General features: G+C 35.0%; 17 protein-coding genes. 15 read left to right on the forward strand and 2 right to left on the reverse strand.

All coding sequences use genetic code 11. From position 1 onward, the window contains the following. Positions 1-95: 95 nt before the first annotated feature. Entirely contained in the window at positions 96-1,193 is a 1,098-nt protein-coding gene (locus tag DFR57_RS17670; RefSeq protein ID WP_342768856.1) for an FUSC family protein, read from the reverse strand. A 521-nt stretch (positions 1,194-1,714) separates the two neighbouring features. Continuing rightward, a complete protein-coding gene (locus DFR57_RS17675) occupies positions 1,715-3,004 on the reverse strand; it encodes a glutamate-1-semialdehyde 2,1-aminomutase (RefSeq protein WP_114354549.1) in 1,290 nt (429 codons plus the stop codon). 461 nt (positions 3,005-3,465) lie between these two features. On the opposite strand from DFR57_RS17675, the gene DFR57_RS17680 reads away from it, so the two are divergent. The 15 genes from DFR57_RS17680 to DFR57_RS17745 all read left to right on the forward strand — a co-directional run bounded on the left by DFR57_RS17680 (position 3,466) and on the right by DFR57_RS17745 (position 12,636). Beyond that, entirely contained in the window at positions 3,466-3,771 is a 306-nt protein-coding gene (locus DFR57_RS17680; protein ID WP_114354550.1) for a hypothetical protein, read from the forward strand. Positions 3,772-4,191: 420 nt separating this feature from the next. After that, on the forward strand, positions 4,192-5,190 hold the full coding sequence (locus DFR57_RS17685) for a pectate lyase family protein (RefSeq protein WP_114354551.1): 999 nt from the start codon (positions 4,192-4,194) through the stop codon (positions 5,188-5,190). Positions 5,191-5,351: 161 nt separating this feature from the next. Continuing rightward, positions 5,352-5,513, forward strand: coding sequence for a hypothetical protein (locus DFR57_RS18365; protein WP_170133032.1), 162 nt, complete (start codon positions 5,352-5,354; stop codon positions 5,511-5,513). Positions 5,514-5,539: 26 nt separating this feature from the next. Beyond that, positions 5,540-5,719, forward strand: a complete 180-nt coding sequence (locus DFR57_RS17690) for a hypothetical protein (protein WP_114354552.1) — start codon at positions 5,540-5,542, stop codon at positions 5,717-5,719. 38 nt (positions 5,720-5,757) lie between these two features. Next, positions 5,758-6,300 (forward strand): GNAT family N-acetyltransferase, encoded by a 543-nt coding sequence (locus tag DFR57_RS17695; protein WP_114354553.1) that lies wholly within the window; start codon positions 5,758-5,760, stop codon positions 6,298-6,300. A 57-nt stretch (positions 6,301-6,357) separates the two neighbouring features. Further along, on the forward strand, positions 6,358-6,828 hold the full coding sequence (locus DFR57_RS17700; protein WP_114354554.1) for a GNAT family N-acetyltransferase: 471 nt from the start codon (positions 6,358-6,360) through the stop codon (positions 6,826-6,828). Between the two features lie 244 nt (positions 6,829-7,072). Beyond that, on the forward strand, positions 7,073-8,533 hold the full coding sequence (locus DFR57_RS17705; RefSeq protein ID WP_281270517.1) for a BCCT family transporter: 1,461 nt from the start codon (positions 7,073-7,075) through the stop codon (positions 8,531-8,533). A 16-nt stretch (positions 8,534-8,549) separates the two neighbouring features. Beyond that, positions 8,550-8,729, forward strand: a complete 180-nt coding sequence (locus DFR57_RS17710; protein ID WP_114354556.1) for a hypothetical protein — start codon at positions 8,550-8,552, stop codon at positions 8,727-8,729. Positions 8,730-8,939: 210 nt separating this feature from the next. After that, entirely contained in the window at positions 8,940-9,251 is a 312-nt protein-coding gene (locus DFR57_RS17715) for a putative quinol monooxygenase (protein WP_114354557.1), read from the forward strand. Positions 9,252-9,296: 45 nt separating this feature from the next. Then, entirely contained in the window at positions 9,297-9,959 is a 663-nt protein-coding gene (locus DFR57_RS17720; RefSeq protein ID WP_114354558.1) for an HAD family hydrolase, read from the forward strand. Between the two features lie 103 nt (positions 9,960-10,062). Continuing rightward, positions 10,063-10,458 carry a VOC family protein gene (locus tag DFR57_RS17725; RefSeq protein ID WP_114354559.1) on the forward strand — a complete coding sequence of 132 codons (396 nt, stop codon included), beginning with the start codon at positions 10,063-10,065 and terminating at the stop codon, positions 10,456-10,458. Between the two features lie 33 nt (positions 10,459-10,491). Further along, positions 10,492-10,896: a VOC family protein gene (locus DFR57_RS17730; RefSeq protein WP_114354560.1), complete on the forward strand. Its 405-nt coding sequence runs from the start codon at positions 10,492-10,494 to the stop codon at positions 10,894-10,896. A 238-nt stretch (positions 10,897-11,134) separates the two neighbouring features. Next, the gene (locus DFR57_RS17735) at positions 11,135-11,488 is read left to right on the forward strand and encodes a hypothetical protein (RefSeq protein ID WP_114354561.1); all 354 of its coding nucleotides are present in this window, start codon (positions 11,135-11,137) and stop codon (positions 11,486-11,488) included. A gap of 23 nt (positions 11,489-11,511) precedes the next feature. Next, entirely contained in the window at positions 11,512-11,814 is a 303-nt protein-coding gene (locus DFR57_RS17740; RefSeq protein ID WP_114354562.1) for an antibiotic biosynthesis monooxygenase family protein, read from the forward strand. A gap of 21 nt (positions 11,815-11,835) precedes the next feature. Continuing rightward, on the forward strand, positions 11,836-12,636 hold the full coding sequence (locus DFR57_RS17745) for a methyltransferase domain-containing protein (protein WP_114354563.1): 801 nt from the start codon (positions 11,836-11,838) through the stop codon (positions 12,634-12,636). Positions 12,637-12,709 lie beyond the last annotated feature (73 nt).

Here is a 12,709-nt window from a genome sequence, read left to right on the forward strand (position 1 = left end):
TTTCTTTCCCCATTTACTATTTTTTCTTAATTATACACAAAAGCACCCTATAGGTAGACTTTTTTTAAAGTGTCTACTCTATAGGGTACATTTTATTATTTAAAAGGTAGGAGCTTTTTTCTGTCGTCCTTGAAATCAAAGTCGTGATTCCCATGAAAAGATTGGTAACTATTCAATAATTTTTGCATATGCATGAGTTCATGATGATACTCCATTAATTGCGAAGCAAGTGGGAGTAATGATAAATGGTTCGCATCATCCTCATTATACACCTGAATAAGTGATTCTACGAGGTAAGGAATATCTGGTTCTGTGATTTCCTCAATAGATTTTGAACGATTCTTTTTAATTCTCCCCATCGCGCTTAGAAGGAGTCGTTCATGCGCATAGATGACCTTATCCAGCTCTTCAATTAAGGCATGCTGGAACTTATCTGGTATCGTTTCGATCTTGTCATCAAAATGATGGAATGCCTTTAACACGTCAAACGATTTATGTGAGGTTAAAATCAATTGTCTGAAAATAATTAACTTTCTAGCCTTCGGTAATCTCGTTTTTTTCAAATAAGTACGCTCTTCACTAAATAGTAAGTATGTCGAATCGATATGACGTAATTCATTTTGAATACGTTGTATCTCAGACTTTAGCGCAGGGTCATCTGATAAGTGCCTCGTTGTAATTCTTAGCCACTGCAATACATCTGCTGTTGTTAGATCAATATGTCGAAATAACTTTGTTTCGTATTTTGGTGGTAAAAATAATAAATTAACCACGAATGCCGAAACAATACCTAATGTTAATGAAGAAAACCTTAATCCAGCAAAGGTAAGTAATTCTTGATCCGTTGTTTCCATCATAGCAAGCACCGCTATTATTGCTAGTGCAATGGTATTTTCATTCATTCTTAGCGACATACAAATACCTATTACGGTGACAATGGTAAACCCGATAATTATTGGGTCATTTCCTAAGGAGAATGCCACAAAAGTAGCGAGTCCGACACCGATTATATTTGCTTGAATTTGCTCTAGTATCGTTTGGAATGAACGATAGATGTTTGGTTGAATCGCAAACGCAGCCGCGATACCAGCAAAAGTTGCAGACGGTAACCCGATTAAATTTGCAAAATACAAGGCGACCGCTACTGATATTCCTGTTTTAAGCATTCTGGCGCCTAGCTTCATAAATCTCATTCCTTTTCCATCCGATTTCCCTTACATTATAGCAGATTAAAAGAATTGTTCCATTAATTAGGGAATAGCTTGTTAGATTGCTATATTTATATCTATGTGGACATGCATATAATATGTATAGTTTTCGTGAAAGCATTTTCATTTTAAACCAAAAAATGCTTTTGCAACAAGTGCAAAAGCCAAGTCATCATGCTTTGAAGGGAAGTCATACAAATTGACAATAAAAAGCATGAGGTGAAAATTTTAAATTTTCAGACTAATAATAACACAGATAAAAACTTTGTCAATATATATACAGCAAAATGAATAAATAAACATTAAAAAGTAGGTGACGGTGTGAGTGTTGAAGCTATTAAATTATTATTCTAGTTTTGTTTTAATAATAATTTATAGAGAGTTGTAGCGAAAATGTAAATATCGAAAAACACTTTATCTTTTAAGGGTGATAAAGTGATGCTAGTTTGTTGATAGTATATAAAAAATGATCCATGCTATATTTCTTCCAGCATGGATCAATTATATTATTTCATTTGTTCAAATGCTTTATCAACACAGGTAATTGCGTGATCAATATCTGCTTCAGAGTGTGCAATAGTTAAAAACCATGCTTCATACTTGGAGGGAGCTAAATTAATACCCTGATTCAGTAATAACTTAAAGAATTGACCAAATTTTTCTCCGTCTGTTGCTTCTGCTTGTGCATAGTTTTTAATTTTTTCATCCGTGAAATAAACTGTTAGTGCACCTTTTAAGCGATTAAGCGTAATAATGATGTTATGCTTTTCAGCTGCTTTTAAAATTCCTGCTTCTAATCGGGCTCCTAATTTGTCTAATTTTTCATATACACCATGTTCTTTTAACACCTCTAAACAGGCAATTCCTGCAGACATAGAAGCGGGATTTCCTGCCATGGTACCTGCTTGATAAGCTGGGCCTAGTGGTGCTACTTGTTCCATGATTTCCTTCTTTCCACCGTAGGCTCCAATTGGTAGACCGCCACCAATGATTTTTCCTAGTGCTGTCATATCGGGTTCAACACCAACGATTTTTTGAGCAGATCCATACGTGAAGCGAAATGCGGTTATAACCTCATCATAAATAACTAGAGCACCTGCTTCATGTGTCAGTTCATTTACCTTTTCAAGATAGCCTGGTTCAGGTTCGACTATGCCGAAATTACCTACGATCGGTTCGACCAATACTGCGGCTATTTCGTCACCCCAGTGTGCAAGTGCTTCTTTATACGCTTCAATATCATTAAATGGTACGGTAATCACTTCTTTGGCAGTAGCGGTTGTTACACCTGCTGAGTCAGGATTTCCGAGTGTGGAAGGTCCAGATCCTGCTTGTACGAGTACGATATCTGAATGGCCATGATAACACCCTGCAAATTTAATGATTTTATCACGCTTTGTATATGCACGCGCTACACGAATCGTAGTCATCACAGCTTCTGTACCTGAATTAACGAAGCGGACCTTCTCCATTGATGGAATAGCTTCCTTTAACATTTTAGCAAAGGTGTTTTCTAATTTAGTAGGCGTGCCATATAAAACTCCGTTTGCTGCTGATTCTTGAATTGCTTTTGTGATATGAGGATGCGCATGACCTGTAATGATAGGGCCATAAGCTCCCAGAAAATCAATATATTTATTGCCATCTACATCATAGAAATAAGCTCCTTCACCACGTTCCATATAGACCGGTGAGCCACCACCTACCCCTTTGTATGCACGCGAAGGCGAATTAACCCCACCAACAATATGCTCTTGCGCTTCCTTATGTAAAGCCACCGAATTCGAAAAATCCATTCTAAAACCTCCAATATCTAAAATCCAACTCCATTATAGCATTGAGGCAAAGCCTGGTACCACTCATGAGAAAGATGGTGCCTGTCACCACCCGGTTTTTGTCAAATTCGGTCGATGGGGTGGTTGTGAATTTTAGGTGTGTGATACTAGGGAAATGTAAAATAAGCGAAATCAATTAGAGTAGCATGGTATAATAAATTACAAATAATCACCAAACTGGAATAACTGTAAAAATACAGAGTATAAATTCCATAATCGTCCAAGAAATGCTTCTTAATTATTAAGGTCCACCCCTGTTTTTATTGTATAGAACTTTATCAAAAAGATGTAATTCTAGAAGATTACTACACGAAAGATTATGGCTAAGGATGAGAACAAAAAAGAAAACATTGGCTCATAAAAGCAAAGCGAAATTATTTATTTAGTAAAGAGAGGTGTTAGATATTTATCAGTTAAGTAGAATGATCGCTTCACTAACAATTGGTTTTGTTATTTTGTATGTAGGAGTTTTATTAAATGATTTTATACTGAAAAACACTTCAATAGTAATGTTATTATTTGTTGTTATAGCGGTTATAATTGCTAATAAAATTGGGAACAAACTTTGGTATGGTATAGGTTCTTTTATTTTATTCTTTATTTTTTCTAGCCAGTTCACAATATTCTTAGGAGAGCCAGAAGAAATACAGTTAATAACTGATTCTCTTGTTTTACAAGGTATCGTAGCGCTTATTGTCACTCTAATTCTAGATTTAATAGAAAAATAGCGTGCCACCTATATCACTTAGTATTGATGAGTCGTACTGCATCCAAATTGTTAGAAACACCTTTTAACAATTAAAGATGCAGTTTTTTTGTTTGAGCATACTATCTTGTAAGAATAATCATTACCTCAGATTTCAAAATAAATAATTAATAGTTTCTTATTAGATAAAGGTCAAAAATGATATGTTTAATAGCATATTTTATCGAACTTCGCGGGTTTATATGTTGACTGTTGTAAGAAAAAGTTGAAATAAATCATATGGTGGAAAATATAAACAAAAATGTAATATAGAGTTAAATGATTATTTAATGTAAGCGCTATCTTGATATAATGGTAGTATCCAAATAGGAAGGAGGGATGATGTTATCATCTTTGTATATGCCAGAACGTAATTAAAATTATGAAGGGACGTGAGAGAAAGATGAGAAAAAGATTACTGAAAATTGCTTTAGCTAGTTTAGTTGTTAGTTTCTTAGTCGGTTTATCTTTACAAACAGTATCTGCTAATACCCCTGATTTTAGTATGACAGGTTTTGCTACATTTGATGGCGGAACAACTGGAGGAGAAGGAGGAGATACTGTTACAGTTCAAACAGGAGATGAATTAGTCCAAGCATTAAAGGATAAGGATGATAATACTCCATTAACTGTTTATGTAGATGGCACCATTACTCCAAATAATACTTCTGATAGCAAAATAAATATCAAGGATATTTCAGATGTTTCTATTTTAGGAGTAGGTACAGATGGTGAACTAGATGGGATCGGCATCAAAGTATGGCGGGCAAACAATATCATCATCCGAAACCTCACGATTCACGAAGTAAGAGCTGGTGACAAAGATGCTATTAGTATCGAAGGACCTTCGAATAACATTTGGGTGGATCATAACGAGCTTTATGCAAGCCTAAATGTGGACAAGGATTACTATGATGGTCTTTTCGATGTGAAAAGAGATGCGCATAATATTACTTTCTCATGGAATTATGTACACGATGGATGGAAGGCGATGTTAATGGGATCATCAGATAGTGATAATGGAGATCGTAACATCACATTCCATCATAACCACTTTAAAAATCTAAATTCACGTGTCCCATCCTTCCGATATGGTGAAGGGCACCTTTATAATAACTATTTCGAAGGCATTGTTGACACAGGAATTAACGCACGAATGGGTGCAGAGTTACTTGTTGAAAATAATGTTTTCGAAAATTCAAAAGATCCATTAGGTTACTGGTATAGTAGCCAGCCAGGGTATTGGAACGTTTCCAACAACCTATATATAAACAGTACAGGAAGCCAACCAACAACATCCACTACAAACTATACCGTTTCCTACAACTATAATTTAACACCTGTTCAAGATGTGAAATCAATAGTCACACAATACGCAGGAGTTGGAGTAGTCCAACCTTAGACAGAGTAACTGTCACCACCCAGTTTTTGTCGATTAAAGTCGACTGGGTGGTGGCATTTTTATTTTTGGTTAAAATTTTCCTTTTTTTAGATAATCTCCTATGATTTTATGTTAAAATGTCTTTTACTATAAACTCTATCAAACTGCAGGAGGGTTAGTAAGTGATTGTTTTTATGTATGTATTAGCGGTTATAGTAGTTTTTTTAACGTTGGTCGTCATTTTAAAGGGAATTTCTGATCGATTTTTCAAACCTCAGAAAGACTTATTGCAACGTATAAATCAATTAGAAGAAAGAGTTCGAGTTTTAGAGGATAAAGCTTAAAATACTTTTCATAGAGAGGGAGATAAATGAATTTTATATTAACTATAGTCGTCTTCTTCATAATATTTTATATACTCTATTTAGTAATAGTAGCTGCTGTGAAGAAGGGTATAAATGACTCGCATCTTGGTTTAGTTTTAGAAAAGAAATATGGATTACAGGAAGACGAAGTAACAGAGCATAGAAATGATTTAGATGATCACTAATAGGTCTCTGTTCAGAAAAATACATAGGGGGAATATACATGTTTGTACATAAAATTGATGAAGAATTATCTTTAAAGTTAATCGATATGAGGGATGCTGAAAAAGTATTTGCTTTAACAAATAACTCTCGTGATTATCTTAAAGAGTGGCTTCCTTGGTTGGAAAAAACAAAAAAGATCGAGGATACACATGAATACATAAAGGCTTCTTTAAAGGACTTTGCAGAAGATAAAAGTATGAATACCGTTATTCTATATAAGAATGAAATTGTTGGAATCGCTGGATTCAATCAACTGGATTGGTCAAATAAGCTTGCTTATATCGGATATTGGCTCGATAAAGACTTTCAGGGAAAAGGAATAATGACAAGAGTCTCAAAAGCTCTTACAGACTACGCTTTTAATGAATTAAATATGAACAAGGTGGAAATTCGAGCTGCTTCAGAAAATAAAAAAAGTAGAAGTGTTCCTGAAAGATTGGATTTTGTTGAAGAGGGGCATATTCGACAAGCTGAATATTTATATGATCACTACGTCGACCTTGTGGTGTATGGAATATTAGCTGAAGAGTGGAAAAAATAACGAGCACCAGCACATGGTAAACCGTTAACAAATCCATAAAAAAGGTGGCGATAATTAATGAAACTGAGGCAATTAGAAGCGAGAGATTGTCAGTTTATTTTACCTATTGTAAATGAGTGGTGGGATGGAAGAGATATGACTCATTTATTTCCTCGTTTCCTTTTTGACCACTTCACGAATACTAGTTTCGTCGTCGAAATAGATGGGGATATTATCGGTTTCTTAATAGGATTTTTCTCGCAAACCCACCAGGATGAAGCTTATATCCATGCCGTCGGAATTGCTCCTAAATTTCGAGGAAAGGGAATAGGGAAATCATTATATCAACATTTTTATATATCTGTAGAAAAAAAGAACGTAAAAAAAGTTCGATGTATTACTTCCGCGCTAAATAAAAATTCTATCGCCTACCATCAAAAATTAGGTTTCACGCTTGTGGAGGGTGATAAGATAATTAATGGACTTCCCGTGCATAAAAACTATGACGGGAAAGGAAATGATCGGGTTTTATTTTTAAAACACTTATAGAATCGACCTAAAGAATAAGTGAAGAATTACATTACAGAAGGTAGTAATCATTGCTAGCTGCATACATCATTTAAAGATTTAAGCTAAAACATCCATAGTAAAATAACTGATCCATCACTTCTTCATCCGCCTTTTAACAGTAGTTTTAGAAGATATATTGACGGGTAGAGCTATAAAGATGAATTTCTATTTAAGCTTATAACGAGGTGATAATATCAGTCAAAGAAAGAAAACAAACCCAGGTATTGTTTTTTACGTTAGTCTGAGTATAATTATCGCTTTTGTTGCTTGGGGTGCGATCAATCCAAGTCATTTAAGCGAAACTTCTAGTACAGCTATGAGTGGGATGAAAGAATATTTTAGTTGGTTTTATATGCTTGCTACAACGATATTCGTTTTGACCTGCTTATACTTAGCAATTGGCCCCTATCGACATTTAAAATTAGGTCCACCAGATAGTAAACCAGACTACTCGTTTTTTTCGTGGCTAGGGTTATTGTTCGCAGCTGGCATGGGCGTAGGTTTAGTGTTCTGGGGAGTAGCAGAACCCGTCTTACATTACATGGAACCACCACCGGGTTATGAGGCAGAATCAGAAGCAGCAGCCGAAGCAGCTTTAAAATATAGTGTGTTTCATTGGGCGCTTCAACCATGGGGCGTCTTTGCAATTATTGGCTTAACGATGGCTTTTTTTAAATTTAGAAAAAAACGGCCAGGTTTAATTAGTCATGCTTTCTATCCTTTGATTGGAGATAAGGCAAATGGTCCACTCGGAAAAGTTATCAATATCTTCGCTACACTCGCCACTGCGGTCGGTGTTGCAACGACCTTTGGATTAAGTGCAATGCAAGTGAGTGGAGGTATTTCTGAAGTATTTGGCACACCAAATAATATAACCAGTCAGTTGATCATCATTGCTATTATTACCGTACTATTTTTGATATCTGCATTATCTGGAGTAGACAAAGGCATTCGATATTTAAGCACGAGTAACATAATTATTGCAGGTGTCCTAATGATTCTAGTGCTCTTTTTAGGTCCGACTGTATTTCTTCTAGAAAGCTTTACTACAACGGTTGGGCAATACCTCGGAGAATATATTCCTCTTAGTTTATCTTTAGATCCATATGGAGACGATTACTGGTTTGGTGATTGGACTATTTTCTTTTGGGCATGGGTGATAGCATGGGGACCCTATGTCGGAACTTTTATCGCACGAATCTCAAGAGGGCGAACCATAAGAGAATTTGTGTTAGGAGTTTTATTTGTACCAGCATTACTCGGCGCAATCTGGTTTTCTGTAATGGGTGGAACTGGACTGCATATGCAAGTTAACGAGGTTGTCGATATCGCTGGAAAAGCACAAGAAAATGAAGAATTGGCTTTCTTCTTAATGCTTGGAAATTTACCGCTTGGAACTGTTTTAAGCATTTTAGGGATTCTTCTGATTGCGATCTTTTTTATTACATCTGCTGATTCAGCAAGCTATGTATTAAGTGTGCTCTCTTCTAAAGGTACGCTTACACCAAGGAAAATCACAAAACTTGCTTGGGGGCTACTTATTTCAGTTACCGCAGCTATTCTTTTACTTAGTGGAGGACTAGAAGCGTTACGTGCAATGGCGATTATCGCAGCTCTACCTTTTACAGTGATTGTATTAGTCATGATCGTATCCCTGATAAAAGGTCTGAGACAAGAGTTATAAGACTGGAGGTTGGTAAATGAAATATACGACCATTATATATATATCTGTTTGTGTTATACATTTAATGACATTAACTAATATTACCCTTTTAAACAGTGAATGGGATGGTATTACAATATGGTTGTCTACAGCTGTATTTATTTTCTCAACGACTATATTCAGCTTTAGTAGAAAAAATAAACATGCAAAAGAGTGACTTAATAACTGAAAAGATACCTTCTTTGCTTTCTCTTAGAAATCATGATAACTATAAACATGATTTCTAAGAGTTTTTTTATGTATAAGAGAAGATCTTCACCTACTAATAAGTACGCTTTTTTTCAATATTTTATTAGCTTCATAGGAAAAATCTGCGTGCTTATAGAATTATACTTTAAGTAGTAAAAAAACATGAGGGGGAACTTAGATGAGTAAGTTTGGTTTATTTGGAAAATTTTCAGTTTTAGATGGGGAAAGAGATACACTTGTAAATATCTTGTTAGAGGCTGCAGAAGCTTTGGGAGATTTGAAGGAATGTGAAATTTATACCGTTAGCACAGTAGAAGATGAACCAAACACAGTCTATGTCTATGAAGTATGGCAAAATGAAAATGCTCATCAAGCGTCTTTAAAGCTTGAAGCAACACAAACGTTAATAACAAAAGCAAAGCCAATAATTACTGGAATGGAGCGTATCAATACTCTAAATATAATCGGTGGAAAAGGGGTTAGTCTCTAATTAGATTAACAAAATATCTACTAAAATCAGAAAGCTGGGGGTATCATGCTAAAAGCTGTGTTGTTTGATTTAGATGGGACTTTATTGGATCGCGATACGTCAGTAAAGTTATTTATAGAAGATCAATACCGAAGATTAGAAAAAGCTTTAAATCATATTCCGAAGGATAGATATATTCAGAGATTTCTACAGCTAGATAACCATGGCTACCTTTGGAAAGATAAAGTCTATTCTCAAATGGTAGAAGAATATAATATAACAGAAATTAGTTGGCAAGCCCTATTACAAGACTATAAAAATGAATTCAAGCATTATTGTGTTCCATTTCCTGGCCTTTTAGGATTGTTAGCTGAACTTAAAAAGAAACAGCTAGCTTTAGGTATGATTACAAATGGATATGAACAATTTCAATTAGAAAATATCAAATCTTTAGGAATAGAAAGTTATTTTGACGTCATTATAATTTCCGAAAGTGAAGAGATTAAAAAGCCGGATCCACGAATTTTCAGACGTGCTCTTAAAAAAATTAACGTGGCACCTGGAGAAAGTATCTTTGTCGGAGATCATCTTGATAATGATGTTAAAGCAGCAGAAAGCTTAGGAATGATAGGTGTTTGGAAAAAGAATAATAATAAAGATAAGATTGAAATAGAATATAAGATTGAAGCTCTATCAGATTTAATTCGAATTGTAGAAAAATTAAATTGAAACGATTCAATGTTTTTCGGTATAATAGGTGAACCTAATAAATAGGCTAACTCATTCAACTATTTGTCATGCGTTAAGCACTAAAATAATAGGAGGTTGTTAGATGTCCCATTTCATATCTCATATTGCAACGGTAGAAATTCCTGTTACCAATTTAGAAGCTTCTATCATTTTTTATACAGATATTCTAGGAGTAAAGATCTATTTTAAAGGTGAGAAAGAAGCAATGCTTACTTTTGAGGAAAAAGGAGTACCCAGCCTTTATCTGGTGCAAACCGTAAGCGCAGAAACATTATCTTTCAAAAATACGAATAATGGCATCCAGCATAGTGTCATTGATTTTTATACAGCTGATCTAAAATCTTTCTACCACTGGCTAATTGAGAAAAACGTAGAGGTCGGAAGTCTAAATATGGACGCCGAATCAGGCATTGGTGGATTTGGATTCAAAGATTTAGATGGCAATTCATTTGGTGCTACTAATGTGTTGCAAAAGTAACACGCATAAACATTTTACTTTAAGGAGGCAATAATGTTAAAGGGAGCCCTTCATCACATTGAGATAAATGTCTCAAATTTAAAACAATCTATTAGTTTCTGGGATTGGTTTCTTACGGACCTAGGATATAGCCAATATCAAAAATGGGACAGCGGACAAAGCTATAAATTAGGAGAGACCTATCTTGTATTTGTACAGACAGAGGCTCGATTTTTAGATGCGGCTTATCACAGAAGCCAAATTGGCTTAAATCATTTAGCATTTCATGGAGAATCTCGCGAACATGTGGACGAGATTACACGAAAACTACTGAATAGGAGAATTAATGTACTTTATCAGGATGATCATCCATTTGCAGGTGGAGAAGGCCACTATGCAGTATATTTTGAAGATCCTGATCGTATAAAAGTAGAGCTTGTGGCACCAAGATTAGAATAACTGAAAAATCATAATAACCTTTGGGGGTAGAAACAAAATTAGAAATAAAAAAATATTAATTGGAATCATTATATTTTTAATTGTAGCTTGTACATTTACTTTTTATAAATGGTATCAGACAAATCAAGAACTAGATGAGAATAAGAGAGTATTAGAAACGACAACTAATAATCAACTGAGAAGCTTAGGCGAAGAATTTTCGCGAACAGCAGATATTTTAGCACTCTATCAACACAATATGAATGAAATAGATGCAGATGCGTTTTATTTAGCAATAAGAACCCAAGAAAACAAAATAAAGAGTCTTAGTCAGGAACTCGATTATTTATTATCAGTTTCCCCGAATAAGAATGCTGGCATATTTGAGCAGAATCTGTATAGCGTTTCGGACTATCTAGTTGATATCTATGAATTTCAATTTAATAATGATAGTAAAATTCATGAAATGTCAGATATATTAAGAAGCTATGGCATAGAGATCGAGGAATTGTTCTATTCGGAAGGTACCACAGAAAAGGAAAAATCAGAAGTAATACGAAATCTTATTGAAGAGGCAAATAATGAAATAGAAGAATTAATGGAAAGTAGCTAATAGATATAGAAAGGGATAATTTAATGATTTTAGAAGCGGTAATGCTGCAGGTTAAAAAAGGTCAGGAACAAGAATATGAAAAAGCTTTTGCAAAAGCTTCCGCTATCATAGCATCGATGCCTGGGTATTTATCTCACGAGCTTCAGCGCTGCCTCGAAAAAGAGGGGAAGTATTTGCTATTAGTTAGGTGGGAGACGCTTGAAGATCATACGGTAGGGTTCAGACAATCTAGAGCATATCATGATTGGAAAGAAAAACTTCATCATTTTTATGACCCTTTTCCAAATGTCGAACACTTTGAAAATGTAGATCTATCCAATTACTGATAAAAAGGACGTGAGAAATTGATGAAGGAAGATATAGCGAGAGAAAGAGCAAAGTTAACGGATTCCAAAGTGATTGATGTAAGAACCCTGCAAAATTCTCATAAAAGGTTAAGCGAAATAATAACTGAAGGATTTACTATATTAGATGTTGGCTGTGGAACTGGTGCAATCAACTCAGGTATGGCAGAAGCTGTCGGTGAAAAAGGAAAAGTGTTCGGAGTGGATAACAATCCTGAATTCATCGAAGCTGCTAATGAAAAGTATAAAGATGTATCACACCTCACCTTTGAAGAGGCTGATATATATCATCTTCCATTTGAAAATACCTTTGATGTGGTGACTTCAGCTAGAGTTTTACAGTGGCTGGAACAACCAGAGCAGGCACTTAAAAATATGGTCAAAGCAACAAAAAAAGGTGGAAAGGTTATTGTTCTAGATTATAACCACGAGAAAATTCTTTGGGAGCCAGAAATTCCTAACTCTATGAAAGTATTTTATGATGCTTTTCTAAAGTGGCGGCAAGACGCAGGGATGGATAACAAAATCGCAGATAATCTAAGTTCCATGTTTAAAAAGGCAGGGCTAGATGATGTATTAGTAACTGATCAATCTGAAAAAACGCAGGTAAATGATTCGGATTTCCAAAAATATATTTCATTGTGGAAGACTGTTGCAATGACTAGAGGCCAGGTAATGGTAGAAGAGGGTTATATAAAAGAAAAAGATAGACAAACTGCCATTACAGAGTTTGATTACTGGATAAAAAATGATGCCATTAGCCAAACAATGTATCTGTTAGCAGTGGAAGGAACAAAAAAGTGATTGATGATAGTAACAGACTTTGTTACTATCGCAAGCATTAAAAATGTAATGTAAAATGACCATCAACTTGTAT

The sequence above is a fragment of the Saliterribacillus persicus genome, assembly GCF_003337485.1.
Classification (GTDB): Bacteria; Bacillota; Bacilli; order Bacillales; family Amphibacillaceae; genus Saliterribacillus; species Saliterribacillus persicus.